We start from the raw sequence: 23,157 nt of genomic DNA, 5'->3' as shown, positions 1-23,157 counted from the left end.
GGTATTTTTTGGGGGTTAAATCTCCAAGATTTCAATAAATAATATGATACCCCTAATTTTTATCGGGTATTTTGTCAAATAAATATTTTTTGCACTTAAATTTGTCGAATTAATAATTTACTATAACATGTCCATACCCAGATTTGAAGCCATTGTCCAGAGCCTAAAAAGAGAGGCCATTACCGTAGAGGAAAAAGGAAGACGTTCCGATATTTTTGGTTTGAATGTTTTCAATGAGGCCAAAATGCTTCAATATTTGACCAAGGATGCCTATGAGAGCTTGAAGGATGCCATTGTTACGGGTTCCAAAATTAACCGTAAGATTGCTGACCAGGTTGCAGAGGCCATTAAAGGTTGGGCAATAACCATGGGAGCTACCCATTATACCCATTGGTTTCAGCCTTTGACCGGTGCAACAGCTGAAAAACACGATGCATTTTTCGATCTAACGTTGGATGGTAGGGCCTTGGAGAAGTTCGGTGGCGGACAATTGGTGCAACAGGAGCCCGATGCTTCCAGCTTTCCAAGTGGTGGTATCCGCAATACTTTTGAAGCTAGGGGATATACCGCATGGGACCCTACATCTCCCGCGTTCATATATGGAACAACGCTGTGTATACCCACCATTTTTGTATCGTACACCGGTGAGGCCTTGGATAATAAGGCACCTTTGTTAAGGGCATTGAGTACTGTAGATGAAGCGGCGACCAACGTGGCAAAGTATTTTGATAAAAACGTCACAAAAGTGAACGCTACCTTAGGATGGGAGCAGGAGTACTTTTTAATCGATAAGGCATTGGCACATTCTAGGCCCGACATAATCATTACCGGCCGAACCCTAATGGGAGTATCGGCGGCCAAGGGCCAACAGTTGGACGATCACTATTTTGGGGTGATTCCACGCAGGGTATTGGGTTTTATGAGCGATCTGGAAAAAGAGTGCACCAAATTGGGGATTCCGGTGAAGACCAGGCACAACGAAGTTGCCCCAAACCAGTTTGAATTGGCCCCTGTTTTTGAGGAGGCCAATTTGGCCGTGGACCATAACCTATTGTTGATGGATGTTATGGATAAAATTGCGGACAGACATCATTTGAAAGTATTGTTCCATGAAAAGCCTTTTGCAGGTGTAAATGGCTCCGGAAAGCACAACAACTGGTCCTTGGCTACGGATACGGGGGTGAATTTATTGAGTCCGGGTTCTACGCCCATGAAGAACCTACAGTTCCTAACCTTTTTTGTGAATACGATAAAGGCGGTGGATACCTATGAGGAAGTATTGAGGTCTTCCATTGCATCGGCGAGCAACGACCATCGTTTGGGTGCCAATGAGGCTCCGCCAGCTATTTTTTCAATTTTTATTGGAAAACAATTAAGCAACGTTCTGGACGAACTGGAAGGCGTTTCCCAAGGAAAGCTATCCCCAGAAGAGAAAACGGAACTTAAACTGAACGTTGTTGGCAAGATTCCGGAAATTCTTTTGGACAATACGGACCGTAACCGTACCTCGCCCTTCGCGTTTACCGGGAACAAGTTTGAAATGAGGGGTGTGGGTTCCAAAACGAACTGCGCCAAGCCAATGACGGTTTTGAACACTATAGTGGCCAAACAGCTCAAGGATTTTAAAAAGGAGGTGGATATCCTTTTGGACAAGAAGGGGCTTAAAAAGGACGAGGCCATCTTCAATGTATTGCGCGAGTATATCAAGACATGTAAAAGAATCCGCTTTGATGGTGATGGATACAGCAAGGATTGGGAGAACGAGGCAAAAAAGCGAAAATTAAGCAACAATAAAAATACGCCGGATGCCCTCCATGTACTTGCCTCCAAGAGTACGGTTGATTTGTTCAAGTCGATGAAGGTCATGAGCGAAGTGGAACTAGGGGCAAGAATGGAGGTGGAACTGGAGACCTATGTGATGCACCTTCAGATCGAGGGACATGTGTACAGGGATATGGTATACAATTCGGTGATACCATCGGCCATCGCCTATCAGAATAAATTGATTACCAATGTATCCGGATTAAAGGAAATCTATGGCGCTGCCCACAAGGCATTTACGGAAGCCCAGCTTTCCATGATCGAAGAAATAGGGCAACACATTTCCGCTTTGAAAAAGGCAACGGACACTTTGACCGATACTCAGAATAAGGCCGATAAAATAAAGGATACCGCGAAAATGGCGGAGGCGTACTGCAATGATGTAAAACCCTATTTTGATAGCATCCGAAGCCATGCCGATCAATTGGAAAAGTTGATCGAGGACCAACTATGGCCACTGACCAAGTATAGCGAGCTATTGTTTATTAAATAATCCTGAAGCTACGGGTACAAAAAGGCGGATATGAAATTTTATGGAGGTTGATTTTAAATTCAATTCCCCTATTTTTGCCACAAATAAAATCAAGATGTCCTCATCCCACAGTGAAAGATACAACCAGCGCGGGGTTTCCGCTTCCAAGGAAGACGTTCATAATGCCATTAAAAACATCGATAAGGGCCTGTTTCCAAAGGCCTTTTGCAAAATTGTACCCGACTATCTGACCGGCGATGAAGACTACTGTTTGGTAATGCATGCGGACGGTGCGGGAACAAAGTCTTCCTTGGCCTATATGTATTGGAAAGAGACCGGGGATGTTTCCGTCTGGAAGGGTATTGCACAGGATGCGCTCATCATGAACATTGATGATTTGATATGTGTTGGTGCTACGGACAATATCATGCTTTCTTCCACAATTGGAAGGAACAAGAATAAGATTCCCGGTGAGGTCATATCGGCCATCATTAACGGCTCCGAAGAACTGATTCGCGAATTGGAAGCTTTTGGTATCACCATCAAATCAACCGGCGGTGAAACTGCGGATGTTGGTGATCTGGTGCGGACCATCATCGTTGATTCCACCGTAACTGCTAGATTAAAAAGGGACCATGTCATTGACAATGCCAATATTCAGGAAGGCGATGTAATCGTTGGTTTGGCATCCTTTGGTCAGGCTACGTATGAAAAGGAATACAATGGGGGTATGGGCAGCAATGGACTGACTTCGGCAAGGCACGATGTTTTTGCCAAATACCTTTCAGAAAAATATCCGGAAAGTTATGATAATGAAGTTCCCGAATCTTTGGTGTACTCAGGAAAGGCAAAGCTCACTGACAGTATTGAAGGGTCCCCATTGGATGCAGGGAAATTGGTTTTGTCACCTACAAGAACCTATGCGCCCATCGTGAAGAAAATTTTGTCCAGGTATGGTAAAAAGGAGATTCACGGAATGGTCCATTGCAGTGGCGGTGCCCAAACAAAAATCCTTCATTTTATAGATAATCTACACATTATCAAGGACAATCTTTTTGATATTCCGCCTTTGTTCAAATTGATTCAGGAGCAGTCCGGCACGGATTGGAAGGAAATGTATCAGGTGTTCAATTGTGGGCACCGTTTGGAAATATATACCGATGAAACAACGGCGAAGGACCTGATTTCCATTGCCCAAAGTTTTAATGTGGATGCCCAAATCGTCGGAAGGGTAGCCGCATCTCAGACCAAGAAATTGACCATAAAAAGTCAATTTGGAATCTTCGAGTATTAAGGCATACGAATAGCCCGATACGATCGTTTGTATTATAAATATCAGGCTATGCAAAGAAAGGAGTTTTTAAAAAGTTTGGGTGCCGGAGCGGCATTCGCCATAACGTTTCCCTGCTTGGGGAGCTGTTCCAAGGATAACGGCGAAAACGGAAATATCGTTGAAGAGCCTACCAACGTGGATTTTACCATCGATTTAGACGCTCCCGAAGCTGCCAATCTAGCTACCAATGGAGGGTTTATCCTCAAGAATTTGGTGGTCATTGCCAGAAATTTACAGGGCGAACTGGTCGCTGCAAGTCAGGTGTGTAGCCATGAAGGGTATGATGAGGTACGGTTTATCAACCAAAACGGCGGAATATTTTATTGTGACGTTCATGGATCGCAATTTGCCCAAGATGGCAGTAATTTAAATGCAGGAAACGGTAGGGCCACAAGACCCCTAAAGGTTTATCAAACATCACTTGATGGTACTATTTTAAGGGTATTCGAGTAATACACTGTTTGTCCCAATTCTTACAGCCATTGAATTCAGCTCCCCCAATACTGCCAATAGTAGTAAACTTCCCCTACAATCGTTTTTCAAACGAAAGCCGAGTAACAAAAATTTGTCCGAATTTTTGGAAAATCACCGCGCAATTTAGTCGAACTAAACACGCGAAAAAATGAGGTTCCAAGTAATCATTCTATCCTTTTTCGTTTTTTGCTCCTTGTATGGCCAGGAAAAGAAATTAATTACGGTGAAACAGACCGTGACTTTAATGGGAGGCCCTTTCGAGATTACGGTAGTTTCCACGAATGAGGATTTAGGTTATATTAATATACAGGAGGCAATTGGTGAAATAGCACGTATAGAGAAGCTCATCTCTTCGTGGGACGAGAACTCGGAAACACATGCAATCAATAAAAATGCAGGTATCAAACCAGTAAAAGTGAGCTTAGAGCTCTTTAAGCTGATAGAACGTTGCAAACAAATCTCCGATATAACAGATGGTGCTTTTGACATTTCCTTTGCCGCTTTGGACAATCTTTGGGATTTTCAAGGGCCAATGTCGGCTAAGCCAACGCATATAGAAATAAGTAAAGGGCTTTCAAGGGTCAATTATAGGGACATTAGTCTTGATGAAAATAATTTAACAGTGTTCCTTACAAAGCCAGGCATGAAGATTTCGTTTGGGGCCATTGGAAAGGGATATGCCGTTGACAGGGCAAAGGACTTGCTAGTATCAAAAAAGGTTATCGCAGGGATGATAAATGCCTCTGGGGATCTTACAACATGGGGCACTAAGGCCAGTGGGGAAAAATGGATGTTAGGGGTTGCAAATCCCAATAATAGGACCAAGGTATTTTCGTGGCTGCCCATTGTGGAATCTTCCGTGGCTACCTCCGGAAACAAGGAGAGATACGTACTAATAAATAATGAAAAATATAAGGATATCCTAGATCCAAGAACCGGTTACCCTATTAGTGACCAAATACAAAGTGTTTCAATTTTTTCCAAAAATGCTGAACTTTGCGATGCCCTGGCCACAGCCATTATGGTAATGGGCACCAATGCTGGACTTGCCTTAGTAAACCAATTAGGGGATACAGAGGTAATCATTGTAGACTCAGAAAACAAAATGCATAAAAGTACTGGATTGATTCTCAATCAAATTCCGTGAATTACAGTTTTCGAAAAACGCATTTTCAGACACTTTTTTCTTATTTAAAACTATGCAATGGTCAGATTATAATACTTGGGCCGATGTGTAATTCCTCAATGCGGTACATAAAATTATTGTAATTTCGCAGTACAAGTGTAGTTGATAATGATAGACAAATTAAATATTGTAAAACAGCGTTTTGACGAGGTTTCGGACCTGATTATTCAGCCCGATATAATTGCAGATCAAGACCGGTACGTAAAACTTACAAAAGAATACAAAGATCTTAAGCAGCTAATGGCCAAAAGAGATCTGTATATGGAATTTACCAATAATATTTCCGAAGCGGAGGAAATCATCGCCGATGGTTCCGATGAAGAAATGCTGGAAATGGCAAAGATGCAATTGGAAGAGGCCAAAAGCAGTCTTCCTGCACTTGAGGACGAAATTAAGCTCATGTTGATACCCAAAGATCCTGAGGATGCCAAAGATGTTGTGATGGAAATTAGGGCGGGAACAGGTGGGGACGAAGCCAGTATTTTTGCCGGTGACCTCTTTAGAATGTATACAAAATATTGCGAAAATAAGGGTTGGAAAACGAATGTCATCGATTTGAGCGAAGGGACCAGCGGAGGCTATAAGGAAATCCAATTTGAGGTAACCGGTGAGGATGTCTACGGAACCTTAAAGTTTGAAGCAGGCGTCCACCGGGTGCAAAGGGTGCCGCAAACAGAAACCCAAGGTAGGGTACATACCAGTGCCGCAACCGTAATGGTTTTGCCGGAGGCTGAGGATTTTGATGTGCAAATAGACCCTAAGGACGTACGAATAGATTATTTCTGTTCTTCGGGACCTGGAGGGCAGTCCGTAAATACGACCTATTCCGCGGTACGTCTGACGCATATTCCAACGGGTCTGGTGGCACAGTGTCAGGATCAAAAATCCCAGCACAAAAATAAGGACAAGGCTTTTAGGGTTTTGCGTTCCAGATTGTATGATCTGGAATTGGCCAAAAAACAAGAAGAGGATGCCGCTAAAAGAAATTCCCAGGTGAGTAGTGGAGACCGATCCGCGAAGATAAGGACCTATAATTATCCCCAAGGAAGGGTTACTGATCATAGAATTGGGCTTACCTTATATGATTTATCCAATATCATAGATGGGGATATACAGCGGATAATTGATGAATTGAGCCTTGTTGAAAATACCGAGAAACTTAAAGTAGCATCGGAGATATTTTAATTACCGGGTTATTTAGGCCCTATCTATTGAAAAGCAGTTTGATTTTATGACCACCCAAGATTTGGTACAACAAATCCGTATGAAAAAGTCCTTTCTGTGTATTGGACTTGATACGGACTTGGAAAAAATACCGACCCATTTATTACAGGAAGAAGACCCAATTTTTGAATTCAATAAGGCCATTATCGATGCTACGAACCATTTATGTGTAGCCTATAAGCCCAATATTGCATTTTATGAAGCTTATGGGATAAAGGGATGGAAGTCTTTGCAGCGAACCATTGAATATTTGAACGATCGGTATCCGGAGCAGTTTACCATAGCCGATGCAAAACGGGGGGATATTGGAAATACCTCGGCAAGATATGCAAAGGCATTTTTTGAGGATTTAAACTTCGACTCGATTACGATTGCCCCGTACATGGGTAAGGATTCTGTGGAGCCATTTTTAAGTTTTGAAAATAAGCACACTATATTGCTGGCATTGACCTCCAATGTTGGGGCCTTCGATTTTCAGACAAAAAAAATAGATGGCATCGAGCTTTATAAGGAAGTACTGCAAACCTCCAAATCCTATAAAGGAGCCCATAATTTGATGTATGTGGTTGGGGCGACCAAAGCGGAATATTTGAAGGAAATTCGTGAAATAATCCCGAATAACTTTCTGTTGGTCCCAGGAGTCGGTGCCCAAGGGGGTAGTCTTGAGGAGGTCTGCGAACATGGGATTACTCCAGACATTGGACTATTGGTCAACTCCTCAAGGGGAATCATATATGCTTCCACAGGAACCGATTTTGCCAAAGCCGCCGCAAATAAGGCAAGTGATTTACAAGTTCAAATGCAAAAAGAATTGGAGTCCAGAAACTTACTTTAAATAAGATTCTCCAGGGACTTTTGGATTTTTTCGGCCCTCAATTCAAAAAACTCGCTCAACTTGGTATTGGAATATCTCATTTTAGAGGCTTTCTCAATGAAGTTTTGGTATTGATATTCCAACAATGTAATAACGTTTGGTTTTGCCGCGATCGGGGTTACGGTTCCCACTTTACAATATTGCTTTTCCATAGTAGTAAATTTGTTCTTTCAAATATACGCGCACAATCGTCATTTGGATGTTACCTCTCTATGTGAAACAACTAATAATTGGGTAATTTGTCTTTTTTTTAACATTGACCATGTTAAAAATTCAAAAAATCCTAGAGTTTTAGCGTTAATTGTAAGATTGAAAGGTTTCAATTACGAAAGAATAATTACATTGTGGGGCTTTTCCTAAAACTGGATAAAACGAACCAATTGTTACATTACAAATCATACAGGAACGCCAGCTCATTGCCTTGGGTAACCTTCATAGATGGAGCAGGAGGGATCTTCCAGGTATGGGACAAACAACTTCCCGAATTTAAACTTCATTATAACGTATTAATAATCGAATTAAAGGAAAAGAATGGCCTTTCCCATTCCTTGGATGAATTGGATTTAGATGCCATATCCAATGGCATTCTTTGCGTATTGGAGGATAACAATATTGCCAAATCCCATTTCATTGGCCTTTCCCTTGGTACTGTATTTGTCAACTATTTTTCTTGGAAATATCCTAAAAGTGTGGATTCCATGATATTGGCGGGGGCCATTACCAAGATAAATAGACGACTTCGTTTTTTATTCAAGGTAAGGAGTGCGCTCAAGTCCGTATTTTCTTCAACTGCCCAATTTGGGATTTTCTCTTATTATCTTTTGCCAAACAGGAACCATAGGGAAACTAGATTATTTATAAAACAACAGACCACGGCATGGAAGGAAGAAGAGTTTTTGAAATGGTCAGAATTTACACGGAAGCTAAACCCAGTGTTGAATTATCTATATTCAGATAAAACAGAAATACCCTCGTTATTTATTATGGGCGAAGAGGATAAGGTTTTCCTTCCTTCGGTAAAAAGAATAGCATCCAACAAATCCGATGCCTTGCTCTTTATCATTCAGGACTGTGGGCATATTGTAAATATGGAACAGGCGATGCTTTTCAATAGGATGGTCATTGGGTATTTGACCGGGTTGGAGCAGGCCACTAAAAACGGGAAGCTAGGTGTAGGAGGCAGAATTAGCTTAAATCCTACAACGAAGGAAACCGTTGAAAAACAATCGCATTTATTATAAAGGTATTAAGTCTGTAAAATCATTATAGGTCTTGATTTCTTGATCATTGTACTAAATGGAGTGGTTTATACTTTTCAAATTGGCTAAAAAATTCCAGAATTGCGCTTCCCCCGCATCATCTAGACACTCTCTTAAGAAAGCCCACAGGGTTTCCCGTTCGAGCGGCACTGTCCTATTCTCGCTTCTTAGCCCTGCTATGAAGCTCAAAAAAGCCTTTATCTAGGCAGATGTTTTCGATACCTGCCAACGTACCACAAGTAGGCAGGTTCGCTTGGATCCAAAAAATTAAACCATTTTAAATAAAAAAAACCGGTGCTCCCACCGGTTTTTAACTAACTAACTCAAAAAATACTAACTCAAAAATTTGAAAAAATAAGAATTATCTTTAGCGGTGAAAACACCTATAATAAACTGATTTATAAAAATTTAACGTAGAATAGTTTGATTTATTGTTTCCGCCGTAAAAAAAAATTAATCCTGCATGGCGAAAACCCTGCGGAGTAAATCGGTAGTTCTTGAAGCCACATTGGTTCTTATTTCCTTCTCTTCCAAAGCAATCATGGTAAAAACCCCATCCAACGCTTCTTGGGTGACATAATCCGTCAAATCGGGATTTACATCTTTTGTCAAGGGAATAGCGTTGTACCTGTTTATAAGATTGCTCCAAATCTGGTCCGCGCCTACTTTTTGAAAAGAAGATTGGATGACCGGGTTGAACTTATTATACAGGGCTGTTCTAGTCCGCTGCGTCAAGTAGGTTGTGGCAGCATTGTCATCGCCCAACAAGATGGTTTTGGCATCGTTAAATGTCATGCCTTTTACGGCATCTACGAAAATGGGAGTGGCCTCGGAAACAGCGTCTTCGGCCGCCCGGTTCAATACCCTGAGTCCTTCATCGGCCAAGTTTCCCAGGCCAATATCCCGCAGTGTTTTGTCCACTTTATGGAGCTCTTCCGGCAATAAAATCTTGACCAGTTCATTTTTAAAAAATCCGTCCGTCTCGGTTAGCTTGCTCACCTGTTCCGAAATTCCTTTTTCAAGTGCGGCTTTAAGACCATTTGCAATTTCAGCGTTCCCCAGTGTGGTGCCGGAAGGCAATTGATTTACCACTTGTTGCAATTCATTGCAGGAAACCGTGATGAATAGGAGGGCAATTATCCCAATTTTCTTAGTCATATTGAGTATATAATGGTGATTAAAAAGGTTTACGAGAAAATTACGGTTTTATTGTTGTACACCATTGTTTTTCTGAGCACATGCAGTTTAACGGCCTTGGATAGCACAATTTTTTCCAAATCCCGTCCTTTGCTAATAAAGTCCGATATGGAATGCATATGCGAAACCGGGGTAACGTCCTGCTCTATAATGGGACCCGCATCGAGTTCTTCGGTCACGTAATGGCTGGTTGCCCCAATTATTTTCACGCCCCTTTCAAAGGCCGCATGGTACGGCTTGGCACCGGCAAAAGCCGGCAAAAAGGAGTGATGTATATTTATAATTTTATCCGGATACAAATTGATCAATTTCGGGCTAACAATTTGCATATATCTGGCCAATACAATAAAGTCCACTTGATATTTTCTGAGCAGTTCAACTTGTCTATTTTCTGATGCATCCCGGTTTTCTTTGCTTAAGGGCACATGATAGTAGGGTATATCAAATTGGTCCGCTACATACTTTAAATCGGGATGATTGCTAAGGATGAAAGGGATTTCCACCGGAAGTTCCCCGGAATGAAACCTACTCAAAAGGTCATAGAGACAGTGATTGTACTTGGATACAAAAAGAGCCATTTTGGGCCTTTTGCTATCGGTATGGAGACTCCATTGCATTTTATACTTACGGGCTAACTGGCTCTCGAAGTTTTTTTGGAGTACGGCCAAATCCACCGTCTCAAAATCACTCTCCAATCGCATGAAAAAGACATTTGCCGTTTTATCCACATGTTGATCCAAATAAACGATATTCCCCTTGTGAGCATGAATAAATCCGGTAACCGAGCTAATGATTCCCTTTTGGTCTGGGCAGTTGATTAAAATAATGATTTTCAAAACAAAAGATTTAAAAATCAAAAATACGCCATTCACCTAAAGCAAAACTACCAAAAGCAAGTTTCGTTTATACGGTATGTAGATCGATTATGTGATTTTCCCTATCTATGGGATACCTTCCACTTCCTGTAATATTTTCGAAAGCTCTTAAGTTCGGAGCGAAGAAGGTTGATATATTCCGTTTCCTTGACCCCATCCTTTTCCAATCCCAAACAATAGGAATTGATGTTTCTGATCATAATGTTAATAAAGGAAAGATTTTGCAAGCGTTCAGAGGTTGATCGTGAAGATTCCACCAAGGCAATTTTTTGAGGGATTAAAATGGCATCCGTGAGAATGGAATTTGCAATAATATCCCTAAGGCTGTTGCTTTCATACAGCCTCAAAAGGTCTTTGTTGAAGGATACGTAGGAGGCAATTTCCCTGCTCATTCTGCAGAGCTCCAAGGCCTTTCTGTAAACCGGAATGTTTTTAAGATTTTTATGGGACATTTCAAGTACATTAAACTTAAACTATTATAAAATTACTACAGGTATATCTTTCGCCTCTTTTGTATTTAAAGCAAATTTTTTATATTACTTTATATTCGAAATTATATTTGTTAAAAAATTTATGGACATAAAGATTGATAAACTTAATTGGAAAATTCTGGAAAAGCTACAGGCAAATGCTAGGGAATCCTTTGCGAATATTGGCAGATCTATAGGTTTAACGGCACCCGCGGTTGGGGAGCGCGTCAAAAAAATGGAAGATTTGGGGATTATCACAGGGTATCATGCCAAGGTTTCCCATTCCCATACGGGCCATCAATTGAAAGCTATTATTACGTTAAGGGCCTTTATGGGCAAACTAAAGCCTTTTTTGGCAATCGTGGACTCCTTTGACGAAGTAGTCAACTGTTATAGAATTACGGGAAATGAAAATATTGTCATGGAGGTTGTACTAAAGAACCAGTTTCATTTGGAAAAATTTATTGATAAATTGATACAATATGGTGAAACACGAACGAATATTGTTCTTTCCCAAGTAATATCGAATGCTCCTATGAATCCTGTCAGGAAATTGGAATAAGTAGATCGTATATCAAGTTAAAAAACATTAGAAGCACATTTTAAACATTAATTTTTGGCTAGATTTTTGTTGTAGATTTAAATATGAAATGAGCCATAGCAAGTCTTGATACCCACTAAGATATTTTTTGGTGAATTGCATCTGACCTATAAACAACAATAGAAATTAACAGATGAAAAAAATACTACCTCTAATTTTATTGGTACTACCATTGACTATTTTTTCGCAGGAAGTTAAAATTGCCAAAGGAACCATCAACGATAGTTTAACGATTAAGGGAGAACCCAACGAATACTTTTCCCTGTACCTGCCTACAAATTTTAGCATGACACGTGCATGGCCCGTTCTCTTTCTTTTTGATATGAAAGGTGAAAGTAGGAATACAATGGCCATGTTTACAAATGCAGCTGAAAGGGAAGGTTACATTCTTGCGGGTTCCAACAATTTAAAGGATTCCCTGAGTCTCTCCCAAAATGTGTTAATCGCGAACCGAATGATCAACACCATATATGAAATGCTTCCGGTCCATAAAGAGCGAATATATGTAGGAGGTATAGGGGATGGAGGTAGGTTTGCCACATTGATGCCAACGTTTATTAAAGATATAAAGGGCGTTCTTTCATGTGGGGCCGCAATTGCGAATACGGAGGTTCTTACTCGCAAAAATACTTTTTACTTTATTGGTATTGCTGGCAGATCTGACTATAATTATAGGGAACTATTGGAAAGTAAAGTGATATTGGACAACCTTAAATTTCCCAATTTATTGCTATTTTTTGAAGGAGAACACCAATGGGCTCCTATTGATGAAAGTGCCTTTGCACTTAGGTCGTTTACCTTATCAGAAATGGCAAAAGGGACTATACCCAGAAACGATAGTTTGATCAACGATTATTTTGAAAGTTCCTTAATTAGGGCGAATGAACTTCTTTCAAATGATAAGCCCCTTTTGGCGGAAAACGTATTGGATAACGCCATACAGGTCTATAATCCTTTTGGGGATTTGGACTCTCTAAAAACATCCAAAAAGGTACTTAGAAGGAGTAAAACTTATAGAAGCAAAAAGCGTAACCAAGGGAATTTCTTTTTAAAGGAAACACTCACCAAGGAAGATTATGGCTATTATTTGGAGGAGGATGTTTTGACCTACAATTATAATAATTTGGGTTGGTGGAACTTTCAAATGTCGGAGTTGGACAAAATGGATAAAAGCGGTAACGAATTTGAGAGACGTATGGCAAGTAGGCTTCGCGGCTTTTTAAATGCATTGATTTCGGATAGCATCAACATCATAGCCACCGATAAACAAGTTGATTTGGAGGCACTGAACTTTCTCTACCAGCTAAAAACCATTACAGAACCAAAGAATCCTGAAAATTACCTAAAGGTCATTTCATATAGTGCACTCGTTGAGGACTACGGTACGGGCATTTTCTATTTGGAGGAATTGTTGAAAACCGGATATAATAATAAGGAGGAGCTTTATGGTCTTGAGAACACGGCCCTCTTTAGAATTTCACCGGAGTTCAATGCCGTTGTTGCCAAATATTTAAAGGATGCCCGGTACGGACCTGTTGAAAAAAACTAAGAAATATTGGGATGAAGATGGGTATTATGCCGAACCGTTTAGTTTTCATTCTATAGGATTTCCGCTTCGGCTTTTAAACATTGAAGTTGTCCTGTAGTTCTTACCCCTTAAATCCATGCATGGTATAGTACGTTAAAAATCATGTGGTATTTTTGTATAAAAATAGAACGATGTATCGATTCACAGTTTTTATTCTTTTGGCCATTTTTGTTGTGGTAGGATGCAAGGAAGCAAAGAAATATCACGATGAGAAGCCAAATTTGGTCGCTAAGGCGCCTACGGATAAGATTGCCGATATCTTGGCCCACCAACAAAAGTTGAATGAAGAATTCAGAGATCCTGAGGAGTCGCCGTTACCTGATAGGTTCCGAAAAGATTTCAATGGACTTGATTTTTTCGCACCGGATACCAATTATGTAATCGAGGCCGATTTTATCAGGACCCCGGATGCAGTACCTTTTATGATGCCCACCACTACCGATAGGCAGTCTGAAGAAGTGGTCTATGCAAAGATCCGATTCGAACTTCATGGGAAGACATTTGAATTGGAGGTATATCAGAACGCTGATCTTATAAAAGAGAAAGGATACGAGGATTACCTTTTTCTACCCTTTACGGATCTAACCAATGGGGAGGAGACGTATGGTGGGGGGCGTTACATGGATTTGAGGATTCCAAACGGAAATAGGATAACGATCGACTTTAATAAAGCCTATAATCCCTATTGTGTTTACAACAAAAAATATTCCTGTCCTTTGGTTCCTGCGGTAAATCATTTGGATACAAGAATATTGGCGGGTGTTAAGGATTTTGATAAAAAATAAAACCCGGTGTATTCACCGGGTTTCTCAACTTAAACAAAAATCAATTAGTCCTTAATATTTTTGGCTTAGAATGAATAGATGGCTGCGAGCGCGAAAGAAGATAAGCTGTTAGTTGTACCTCCATTGCTATCGAAGAAAGGTTCGTTATCCTTGCCAAAACTATCCAAACGAATTTCTGGTTTAATTATTAAATTTTCTTTGCTATAACTTCCGGTTAAGGTAAGGGCTGTAACAGGAACATCATCGAAACCTTCTTGGGTATAGGCAAAATATTCACCTCGTAAGCCTATGGCAAAACTATCCGAGGTAGTAACTTGTGGATAAATTGCGGCTCCATAGAACCCGCTATTTGTTTGTGAATTGTCATTATATGCAGCATTGATTCCAAAGAAAAAGTTATCGGAAAGATCAAAACCTCCGGTATAGTCAATTTCAAAACCTAGACCTCCAGCTACATCACTACCACCATCGTAATAAAGATTTATATACTGACCATAAAGACCTAATTGACCTCCTACGGCATAAACACCTGAAGCACTTATATCATTGGTATCCCAAGGATTGGTAATGGCAAGCATTAAACTTACATCATCCGAAAAGGCGAAATCAGCCTTAGCACCAAGGTGTGAAAAGGGACCGTTTGAGAACAAGTATGACACACTATAATTGAAGTTTGCCGCAGGAGCAATAACTTCATACCCTACCCAAGTATTGAAACGACCAATGGTTAAGGTAGTTTTATCAGAAACATTCCAATAAGCATAAGCTTGGTTTATGATTCCATTTAAAACATCATTATTGAAAGTGGCCTCTGTACCTCTAGGTCCAAATACCAAGTCCACGACGACACCCGTTTTTCCCATGTCATAGGTCCCAATTAAATTGGCCATACCCAAAGCAAATCCAGTTTGGTTCGCAAAAGATGTTGGTGTAGCAGTTGTTGCATCACCACCATCTTTAAAAGTAGTTCTGTAATATGCATCAATAGAACCGCTCAAAGTGAATTTTGAACCACTTTCCTCTTCCTGTGCCGTTAAGGTAACTGCTGAAAACAGCGCTAATGTTGACAAAAAGATATTTTTTACGAATTTTGTATTTATAATCTGTTTCATATGTTTAAATTTTCAATCCCTCTGGGATTATTTTTTAAGTGATTACTTGTAAATAAATGTGAAAAGGTTATGTAACGGAGCGTTTGGCAGAACGCTCCGTTTTTTGTTCAGAATTATTAGTGCTGGTTCATTCTAAAGTCGGCATAAGCATCCATTCCATGCTCATGGATATCCAGACCTTCCAATTCTTCATCCCTTGAAACCCTAAGGCCAAGTGTAGTTTTAAGCACTCCAAGAATGATACCTGCAGATACTACACAGAAGGCTCCTATGATCAATACGCCATATAATTGTGTCAATAACTGATCGATTCCTGCCTTGCTTCCAAAAATACCCACGGCCAAGGTTCCCCAAATACCACAGATCAAGTGTACTGCAATAGCGCCAACGGGGTCATCCAATTTTAATTTATCGATCAAGGCAACACCAAAAACTATTAGGATTCCGGCAAGTACCCCAATGATTACGGCCTCATTGGGCGACATTAAATCGGCACCGGCCGTAATGCCTACCAAACCGCCTAGAATACCATTAAGGAACATGGTAAGGTCCAAGTTTTTGTAGAGGATGGTTGAAGTAATCATGGCGCCAAAACCACCGGCAGCGGCAGCCAAACTTGTCGTTACCAAAACCAAGGAAGTCAATTCAGGGTCTGCTGAAAGTACGGATCCACCGTTGAAACCAAACCATCCTAACCAAAGGATCAATACACCCGCTGTTGCCATTGGTATGTTGTGACCTGGAATTGCGTTCGGTTTGCCATCCTTGCCAAATTTTCCTATTCGTGCACCCAATAGGGTAACCGCTACCAAGGCTGCCCATCCACCTACGGAATGGACCAAAGTAGATCCTGCAAAGTCATAGAATCCCCAGGAATCCAAGAATCCGCCACCCCATTTCCAAGCACCTACGATGGGGTAAACCAAACCTACATAAACAATCGTAAAAATCATGAAGGAACCAATTTTGATACGTTCGGCAACGGCTCCGGATACGATTGTAGCAGCTGTGGCAGCAAACATGCCTTGAAAAAGAAAATCCGTCCACCAAGTGTATCCACCATCCGCATAATCAGGGGTCATACCACCTTCCGGGGCGGCAATTCCAAATCCTGCAAATTTTAGGAATCCTGCATCCCCATCCTCAAAACCGGGATACATTAAATTAAAACCAAAGGCATAATACAATAGCAACCCTCCGGTAATGATAAATATATTCTTGAATAAAATATTGATTGTGTTTTTTTGTCTGGTTAGACCTATTTCCAAAAAGGCAAAACCTGTATGCATGAAGAACACCAATGCGGTGGCCAACATCATCCATACGTTATTCGCTGTAAATAATCCTGCGTCCATTTTTTTAAGTTTTAGTTAGTTGTTTTTTTAGTTGATACCCGCTTGACCGCTTTCCTTTGTCCTGATTCTGTAGGCTTCGATGACATCGGAGACAAAGATTTTACCATCCCCAACATTGCCTGAGTAAGCTGTTTCCAATATAGTGTTCACTGTTTTTTGCGCAAATTCATCGGATACTACAATGGTTAGATATCTCCTTTGTATATCTGTGGTGCTATAGGAAATACCACGATATACATGCCCTTGTTTTTCATTACCAACTCCCGTTACATCCCAGTAACTAAAGAAATTGACCTCAATTTGATGTAAAGCCTCTTTGACTTCATCAAACTTGGATTTTCTGATAATTGCCTCGATTTTTTTCATTGTACTGATTGTTTTAGATGGACCAAATGTATGTTAAAATTATTAACACCCTATAATTTGAAGGGGTAATGGTCCTATTTTTATGTTTATAATAAATAACCCCCCTAAAAATTATAGGTATATATATTTGCGAGGTGATATTTTGTCAATTTGCCCGTCAAAATTTGCTGTGAATAGGTGTAAATTGAAAATAATGCAGAAAATCAGCTCTTTTTGACTTGAATTGTTTGAAAAACAATTAAAATGTCAAAAAAATGTTGAGATTTTAGAATAATTGGGGATACCGTTACAATTATAACAGTTTGCAGACATAAAGGCCTGCCGCTACGGCTAATATACCTATTAGTATGCTCAAGGCTAGATAGGCCGACATATAAAAAATGGAATGTTCCTTTAACAGTATATGGCTTTCGAGGGCAAAGGTGGAAAATGTTGTAAAGCCACCACAAAAGCCGGTCGCCAATAATAACATATGACTTTCGGAAAGGAAATTGTTCTTTACGGATATGCCAATCAGTATACCTATTATAAAGCAACCGAGAATATTCACTAAAAAGGTCCCTAGGTAAAAATTGGGATAATATACATTTAAAGATTTGGAAATTATATAGCGAAGAAAGCTACCAAAACCACCGCCTAGAAATATCAGTAAAAACTGTTTCATGCAGTTAAAAATAATGCAAAAGTTGGAAAATAAAGCATTTTCTTGCCTGATGTGCTTGAATTACCAAGACGAATCCCTACATGAAAATCAAAGTAATACGGTTTGGTTCAAATGACCTATCAGTATTGCCTGACTTTGTTAAAGAAAGGGTGATTCGACAATGAAAATCTTGATTGGAGTCAAAATGTGGATGTTTCATTGTTCATACCTACAAAAAATAAAACTAAACCGCTTTTTTGTAGTTAGAAGTAATTAGGTCAATTGGATAGATTACGGATTGGTTGTCTTCTGAAACCATTCTTGTAGGTCTTTTCGACTTTTTACTTGCATTTTGCAAGCTGGCTATGACCATGGCCACATTGAGTCCTATAAGTACCACCAAAATTGTAAAGAATGTCATCATAATGTTTGCCCCTTATAGATGAATAACGCAAAATTACGTTATTTGGTATATAAAACGTGAAAATCAGGGCTTTTGTTGTCAAAACGTTAATTTTTGTGGTGTACGTAAAATTTACGTTAATTCTTAAGTAAATACTTAATACAGAAAAGTATAATTATGAATATTATAAAGAATATTCCCACCCATTTTACACCTTTGTAATTTTTTTGATGCAGTTTTAGGTCCTTCTTGTACATCAGTATGATAATTATAAAGAATGTAACTGCAAAAAGAGCTGCAAATACAATTTGTCCCGTGCTAAACATAATTTCTATTTTTAGGCAAAACTAAAGTAAAACTCAAGAACTCTGATCAGTGGCCATTAAACTTGGTGAAAATGTTTTCGGGTGATAAACCCAATAAATGGAAAACCTTTGAATTTGATAAATTTGGGCAGATTCTCCTAAAATAAAATATCGACCGATGGAACATCCGTGACCGTTTTCTGGAACACATCGGAATAGTTACAAGGATCTTCCATGCCAGTACTGATAAAAGCCGAAGTTTGATGGTTGAAAAACAATTAAAATAAACACATGAAAAGTAAGATCAACGCCGTACAATTGTTCCATGAGTCTTTTGGACTGGGTGTCTCTCAAGAAATGCGTGCCAATTTGGGCCAAACAAAAAACCAACTCCGTTTCAACTTAATGGACGAGGAGAATAAGGAATATTTGGAAGCCGCCACAAACAATGACCTTGTCGAGGTGGCCGATGCCCTTGGGGACATGCTGTATATTCTTTGCGGAACCATTTTGGAACATGGAATGCAGCACAAGATTGAGGAGGTATTTAACGAAATCCAGCGCAGTAACATGAGCAAGCTGGGGGAGGACGGTAAACCTATTTACCGGGAAGACGGTAAGGTGCTAAAAGGTCCCAACTATTTTAAACCGGACATCGCCTCAATTCTGGACAAATAAAAAAGGGCTTTTGAGCCCTTTTTTGTTAGATGTTGACTTTGTAGCGCCATCCATATTTGTCTTCGGATTTATTGTACTGTATGTCCGTAATCAATTTTTTCAATTTGGTGGCATAACTGTTTTCCAGTTCCGGAAGGTCATAATCCGTTCCTTTGTAGCCAAAGGCGGCTATGGGTGAAATTACGGCGGCCGTACCCGCCCCGAACATTTCCTTCAAGGAGCCGTCCTTGGCAGCATTGACCACTTCGGTAACGGTAATTTTCCGTACTTCGGTGGGAATATTGTGATCCTTAGCAATTTCCAAAATACTTTTTCTGGTGATGCCGTCCAAGATTCTATCGCTCGTTGGCCCCGTTATCAAGGTGTCGTTAATGCGAACAAAAATGTTCATGGCTCCGGCCTCCTCAATAAACTCGTGTTCCGTATCGTCCGTCCAAATAACCTGATTGTACCCTTTTTCAATGGCCAATTGGGTAGGGTAGAACTGTCCCGCGTAATTTCCTCCGGCCTTGGCAAATCCCACGCCACCATTGGCGGAACGTGAATAGGTCTGTTCTATCAATACCTTAACTTTTCCGGAAAAGTACGATCCCGAGGGAGCGCAGGCAATGATGAATTTATATTCATCCGCAGGAGAGGCATGAAACCCGCTACCCGATGCGAACATAAATGGCCTTATATAAAGGGACGAACCTTCCTGGGTTGGAATGAAGTCGCTATCCAGCTGTAACAAAGTGGTCAGGCCTTCCATGAAAATATCTTCGGGCAATTCTGGTATGGCAAGCCGTTTCGCCGAAATGTTAAGCCGTTTTTGGTTCTCCAAGGGTCTAAAAAGAAATATATCGCCCTTGTCATCCTTATATGCTTTCATACCTTCAAAAATTGCCTGTCCATAGTGGAACACCTTTGCCGAGGGGTCCAATGCAATGGATTGATAGGGCATGATTTTAGGTGCCTGCCAAGCCCCGTTCCTGTAATCACATACCAACATATGATCAGTGTATACGGACCCGAACTTTAAATTGTCAAAATCGACTTGGTCTATTTTAGAGATCTTTGCCTTCTCAATACTAATAGTTACGTTTTTAGTTTCTACGCTCATTCCAAAATATGCTTTAGTAGGTTAAAATTAATCAAATATCCGCATGGCAACTTCTTTTTTAGCCTAAAAATGAGCAGTTTTGCAGCAGGATATTAATTTTTAAACATTATGAAAGGTTTTAACATTTTGCTTGTGTTTTTATTGATGGGTTTTTGCGTCTTTGCTCAGGAAAAAACATCAAAATCAGATAAGGCGAACGTTTTTGGGGCGTGGGTCGATGAAACGAACGTGGGAACCTCCAATGAAATGATGTCGCTTTATAACGGGTTAAGTGCCAATGATACGCTGACTACCAAGTTTGTGGGGAAGGTAAAGGAAGTGTGCCAGGCAAAGGGTTGTTGGATGAAGGTTGAGCTTTCCAATGGGAACGAGGCCATGGTACGATTTAAGGATTATGGTTTTTTTGTGCCAAGGCATATCGCCGGAAAGAATGTTGTAGTCGATGGACTTGCGTTTGTAGAAGAAATGAGCGTGGAAGACCAAAAACACTATGCAAAGGATGCCGGTGCCAACGAAGAGGAACTCTCCAAGATTACTACGCCCAAAAAAACCTATGGATTTGAGGCCAGTGGTGTACTTATCAAAAACTAGTATTGGAAAGGGAAATTGTTGTAACGGGCGATGGTTCAAAGACCATCCAAATAAAGGATTGGAACGAACAGTATCATTCCAAGCATGGGGCCATACAGGAGGCGTATCATGTCTTTATAAAGAACGGTCTGGAATTATTTGAAAACCAAGGGCTTTCAATTTTGGAAATAGGCTTCGGGACGGGACTCAATGCTTTTATCACGCTCCTTGAAGCTCCCAATAGAGAACTAAGGGTGCGTTATACGGGAGTGGAGGCCTATCCTGTTTTGAAAACCGAAATCGGTCAATTGAATTATGTAGAGGAGCTGGCGGCAATGGAACACAGGAAGGAATTTGAAAAATTGCACAGTTGTACTTGGGAAGAGAACACTTTTATAACGCCTAATTTTTCGCTGCTGAAATCCCAAAAGGATTTTAAGGAAATCCAAAATTCCGCAGAATTCGATTTGATCTATTTTGATGCCTTTGGGGCTCGGGTTCAACCAGAACTTTGGACAGTGGAAATTTTTCAAAAAATGTTCAGAGCCCTTAAAAATAAGGGTGTACTAGTAACCTATGCTGCAAAAGGCAGCGTTAGACGAGCCATGCAGGAAGTAGGTTTTCAGGTGGAGCGTCTTCCAGGACCTCCGGGAAAAAGGGAAATGCTTAGGGCGAGAAAGTTGTGATTAGGAGAGGTCGTACAGTTAATTTGTCTTAAAAACCAACCTTCTTTGTTAAATCGAAATTAAAGCGACCATCGGCCTTTGGGGAAAACAATATCTTTGAAATATGAAGGTATTAATAACAGGAGCGACAGGATTGGTTGGAACGGAATTGGTATCTCAATGTCATGCCAAAAGTTATGATGTACACTACTTGACCACAAGCAAGGACAAAATGGAATCTGCTTCCAACCTGAAAGGTTTTTATTGGAATCCCGGCAACGGTGAAATCGATATTCGATGTTTTAACGGCGTATCGGCCATCATTAATTTGGCCGGTGCGAGCATTTCTAAAAGATGGACTCCTAGTTACAAAAAAATAATTCTCAACAGCCGGATAGATTCCCTTGCCACGCTGTACAAGGCACTCGAAAAACTTCCGGATCATAGCATATCCGCGTTGATAACGGCTTCTGCCATAGGTATTTATCCAAATTCACTCTCCAATTATTATGAGGAAAGCGAGCCTCTAGTAGACGATAGTTTTCTTGGGGAAGTCGTAGCTGCCTGGGAAGAAAAGGCCAATGAATTTAAAAATCTAGGCTTGCTGGTTTCTAAGGTCAGGATAGGTTTGGTGTTGTCAGTTAAAGGGGGCGCCTTGCCCCAAATGGCGAAACCGGTCAAATATTATGTGGGTGCTGCCTTTGGTACCGGACAACAATGGCAATCTTGGATTCACCTATCGGACTTGGGAAGAATTTTTCTCTTTGCCATGGAAAATGAATTGGAAGGAACTTTTAATGGGGTATCACCAAATCCGGTTACGAACACTCGATTGGTAAAGGAGATTGCCCAAGTTTTGAATCGGCCTTTGTTTTTACCCAACATACCTGAATTTGTGATGAAGGCCATGCTTGGCGAGATGAGTTATATTCTTTTTGCGAGTCAACGGGTGAGTAGTAAAAAAATAGAGGAAGAAGGGTTTATTTTCGAATATCAGAATATATGTTCCGCATTGGAAAATATCTATGGGGAAAAGGAGTCCAACTCCAAGATATCCAATGATATATCCAAAGAATATGCGTCATAAACGGCATACTGCAACCATACATAAAATTCAAATCCGCTTTTGGCGGATTTTTTTATAAAGTTTGGTGACATTTTGACATTTTTAAAGATTTGGCAGTACTTTTGCCGACTCAAATCCAGAGATTAAACAAGAATTGAACATGAGCAAGAAAAATAAGACCGAACATATAGAAGACGATCAGTCCCAAGAGCAAGTGCTGGAGCAAGAAATGGAAAATAAGGAGGTTCAGTCAGAGGAAGTATCCGAAGAGACAGTGGAAATGACCGAAGAAGATCGTCTAAAAGAGGAACTGGGAAAGGAAAAGGACAAGTTTTTGAGGCTTTTTGCTGAATTCGAGAATTATAAGAGAAGAACTTCAAAAGAACGAATGGAGCTCTTTAAAACGGCAGGACAGGAAGTAATCGTTTCACTTTTGCCTGTGATGGATGATTTTGACAGGGCCTTGAAGGAGCTTTCAAAATCTGAAGATACGGAAATGTTCAAGGGCGTGGAACTTATAAAGGTAAAGTTCAGGGAAACCTTGAAATCCAAAGGTCTGCAGGAAGTTGAAGTTGCCGTGGGCGATACTTTTGATGCAGAAATTCATGAGGCCATTACCCAAATACCGGCACCTGAAGAGGCCATGAAGGGAAAAATCATCGATGTTATTGAAAAAGGCTTTAAGCTGGGCGATAGAATTATACGGCATCCAAAAGTTGTTGTTGGAAACTAA

The 23,157-nt window shown here is 40.4% G+C and carries 25 protein-coding genes; 15 read left to right on the top strand and 10 right to left on the bottom strand.

What is annotated here, in order from left to right:
* Positions 1-127: 127 nt before the first annotated feature.
* The 6 genes from F0361_RS01000 (at position 128) to pyrF (ending at position 7,345) form a co-directional block, all read left to right on the top strand.
* A complete protein-coding gene (locus F0361_RS01000) occupies positions 128-2,314 on the top strand; it encodes a glutamine synthetase III family protein (protein ID WP_154916848.1) in 2,187 nt (728 codons plus the stop codon).
* Between the two features lie 94 nt (positions 2,315-2,408).
* Entirely contained in the window at positions 2,409-3,587 is a 1,179-nt protein-coding gene (locus tag F0361_RS00995) for an AIR synthase related protein (protein WP_154916847.1), read from the top strand.
* Between the two features lie 48 nt (positions 3,588-3,635).
* A complete protein-coding gene (locus F0361_RS00990) occupies positions 3,636-4,079 on the top strand; it encodes a QcrA and Rieske domain-containing protein (protein ID WP_138257500.1) in 444 nt (147 codons plus the stop codon).
* A gap of 169 nt (positions 4,080-4,248) precedes the next feature.
* Positions 4,249-5,247, top strand: coding sequence for an FAD:protein FMN transferase (locus tag F0361_RS00985; protein WP_246160785.1), 999 nt, complete (start codon positions 4,249-4,251; stop codon positions 5,245-5,247).
* A gap of 147 nt (positions 5,248-5,394) precedes the next feature.
* Positions 5,395-6,471 carry a peptide chain release factor 1 gene (gene prfA / locus F0361_RS00980; protein ID WP_138257501.1) on the top strand — a complete coding sequence of 359 codons (1,077 nt, stop codon included), beginning with the start codon at positions 5,395-5,397 and terminating at the stop codon, positions 6,469-6,471.
* 46 nt (positions 6,472-6,517) lie between these two features.
* A complete protein-coding gene (pyrF, locus tag F0361_RS00975; protein WP_154916846.1) occupies positions 6,518-7,345 on the top strand; it encodes an orotidine-5'-phosphate decarboxylase in 828 nt (275 codons plus the stop codon).
* On the opposite strand, the gene F0361_RS00970 is transcribed toward pyrF, so the two are convergent.
* Positions 7,342-7,536 (bottom strand): hypothetical protein, encoded by a 195-nt coding sequence (locus F0361_RS00970; RefSeq protein WP_138257503.1) that lies wholly within the window; start codon positions 7,534-7,536, stop codon positions 7,342-7,344. The genes pyrF and F0361_RS00970 overlap by 4 nt on opposite strands.
* A gap of 192 nt (positions 7,537-7,728) precedes the next feature.
* Here F0361_RS00970 and F0361_RS00965 point away from each other — a divergent pair, with 192 nt between their 5' ends.
* Positions 7,729-8,625: an alpha/beta hydrolase gene (locus F0361_RS00965; protein ID WP_211361131.1), complete on the top strand. Its 897-nt coding sequence runs from the start codon at positions 7,729-7,731 to the stop codon at positions 8,623-8,625.
* Positions 8,626-9,096: 471 nt separating this feature from the next.
* Here F0361_RS00965 and F0361_RS00960 read toward each other — a convergent pair whose 3' ends face one another.
* The 3 genes from F0361_RS00960 to F0361_RS00950 form a co-directional block, all read right to left on the bottom strand.
* Positions 9,097-9,801: a DUF4197 domain-containing protein gene (locus tag F0361_RS00960; RefSeq protein WP_154916844.1), complete on the bottom strand. Its 705-nt coding sequence runs from the start codon at positions 9,799-9,801 to the stop codon at positions 9,097-9,099.
* Between the two features lie 29 nt (positions 9,802-9,830).
* Positions 9,831-10,676: a formyltetrahydrofolate deformylase gene (purU, locus tag F0361_RS00955; RefSeq protein WP_154916843.1), complete on the bottom strand. Its 846-nt coding sequence runs from the start codon at positions 10,674-10,676 to the stop codon at positions 9,831-9,833.
* A gap of 101 nt (positions 10,677-10,777) precedes the next feature.
* Positions 10,778-11,167 (bottom strand): hypothetical protein, encoded by a 390-nt coding sequence (locus tag F0361_RS00950; RefSeq protein WP_154916842.1) that lies wholly within the window; start codon positions 11,165-11,167, stop codon positions 10,778-10,780.
* A gap of 121 nt (positions 11,168-11,288) precedes the next feature.
* Between F0361_RS00950 and F0361_RS00945 the strand changes: the two genes are divergently transcribed.
* The 3 genes from F0361_RS00945 to F0361_RS00935 all read left to right on the top strand — a co-directional run bounded on the left by F0361_RS00945 (position 11,289) and on the right by F0361_RS00935 (position 14,159).
* Positions 11,289-11,747 (top strand): Lrp/AsnC family transcriptional regulator, encoded by a 459-nt coding sequence (locus tag F0361_RS00945; protein WP_154916841.1) that lies wholly within the window; start codon positions 11,289-11,291, stop codon positions 11,745-11,747.
* A gap of 172 nt (positions 11,748-11,919) precedes the next feature.
* On the top strand, positions 11,920-13,335 hold the full coding sequence (locus F0361_RS00940) for an alpha/beta hydrolase (protein WP_154916840.1): 1,416 nt from the start codon (positions 11,920-11,922) through the stop codon (positions 13,333-13,335).
* Between the two features lie 170 nt (positions 13,336-13,505).
* Complete coding sequence (locus F0361_RS00935) at positions 13,506-14,159, top strand: DUF1684 domain-containing protein (protein ID WP_154916839.1); 654 nt, start codon at positions 13,506-13,508, stop codon at positions 14,157-14,159.
* A 65-nt stretch (positions 14,160-14,224) separates the two neighbouring features.
* On the opposite strand, the gene F0361_RS00930 is transcribed toward F0361_RS00935, so the two are convergent.
* From F0361_RS00930 to F0361_RS00910, 5 genes are all read right to left on the bottom strand, one after another.
* Entirely contained in the window at positions 14,225-15,271 is a 1,047-nt protein-coding gene (locus F0361_RS00930) for an outer membrane beta-barrel protein (protein WP_154916838.1), read from the bottom strand.
* Positions 15,272-15,387: 116 nt separating this feature from the next.
* Complete coding sequence (locus F0361_RS00925) at positions 15,388-16,626, bottom strand: ammonium transporter (protein ID WP_138257512.1); 1,239 nt, start codon at positions 16,624-16,626, stop codon at positions 15,388-15,390.
* Between the two features lie 27 nt (positions 16,627-16,653).
* Positions 16,654-16,992, bottom strand: a complete 339-nt coding sequence (locus F0361_RS00920) for a P-II family nitrogen regulator (protein WP_125220969.1) — start codon at positions 16,990-16,992, stop codon at positions 16,654-16,656.
* A 292-nt stretch (positions 16,993-17,284) separates the two neighbouring features.
* Positions 17,285-17,656, bottom strand: a complete 372-nt coding sequence (gene crcB, locus F0361_RS00915; protein ID WP_138257513.1) for a fluoride efflux transporter CrcB — start codon at positions 17,654-17,656, stop codon at positions 17,285-17,287.
* Between the two features lie 223 nt (positions 17,657-17,879).
* A complete protein-coding gene (locus F0361_RS00910; RefSeq protein WP_154916837.1) occupies positions 17,880-18,059 on the bottom strand; it encodes a hypothetical protein in 180 nt (59 codons plus the stop codon).
* 575 nt (positions 18,060-18,634) lie between these two features.
* On the opposite strand from F0361_RS00910, the gene F0361_RS00900 reads away from it, so the two are divergent.
* Positions 18,635-19,021, top strand: coding sequence for a pyrophosphohydrolase domain-containing protein (locus F0361_RS00900; RefSeq protein WP_154916835.1), 387 nt, complete (start codon positions 18,635-18,637; stop codon positions 19,019-19,021).
* Between the two features lie 25 nt (positions 19,022-19,046).
* Here the strand turns inward: F0361_RS00900 and F0361_RS00895 are convergent, their stop codons facing one another.
* Complete coding sequence (locus F0361_RS00895) at positions 19,047-20,123, bottom strand: branched-chain amino acid aminotransferase (protein WP_154916834.1); 1,077 nt, start codon at positions 20,121-20,123, stop codon at positions 19,047-19,049.
* Between the two features lie 108 nt (positions 20,124-20,231).
* On the opposite strand from F0361_RS00895, the gene F0361_RS00890 reads away from it, so the two are divergent.
* The 4 genes from F0361_RS00890 to F0361_RS00875 all read left to right on the top strand — a co-directional run bounded on the left by F0361_RS00890 (position 20,232) and on the right by F0361_RS00875 (position 23,157).
* A complete protein-coding gene (locus F0361_RS00890; RefSeq protein ID WP_154916833.1) occupies positions 20,232-20,714 on the top strand; it encodes a DUF4920 domain-containing protein in 483 nt (160 codons plus the stop codon).
* Between the two features lie 2 nt (positions 20,715-20,716).
* Positions 20,717-21,379, top strand: a complete 663-nt coding sequence (mnmD, locus tag F0361_RS00885; protein WP_154916832.1) for a tRNA (5-methylaminomethyl-2-thiouridine)(34)-methyltransferase MnmD — start codon at positions 20,717-20,719, stop codon at positions 21,377-21,379.
* Positions 21,380-21,482: 103 nt separating this feature from the next.
* Positions 21,483-22,445, top strand: a complete 963-nt coding sequence (locus F0361_RS00880) for a TIGR01777 family oxidoreductase (protein WP_154916831.1) — start codon at positions 21,483-21,485, stop codon at positions 22,443-22,445.
* A 139-nt stretch (positions 22,446-22,584) separates the two neighbouring features.
* The gene (locus tag F0361_RS00875; RefSeq protein WP_154916830.1) at positions 22,585-23,157 is read left to right on the top strand and encodes a nucleotide exchange factor GrpE; all 573 of its coding nucleotides are present in this window, start codon (positions 22,585-22,587) and stop codon (positions 23,155-23,157) included.

It is taken from the genome of Maribacter flavus (genome assembly GCF_008386635.1).
GTDB lineage: Bacteria > Bacteroidota > Bacteroidia > Flavobacteriales > Flavobacteriaceae > Maribacter > Maribacter flavus.
This window is presented reverse-complemented; position numbering and strand designations above follow the sequence as displayed.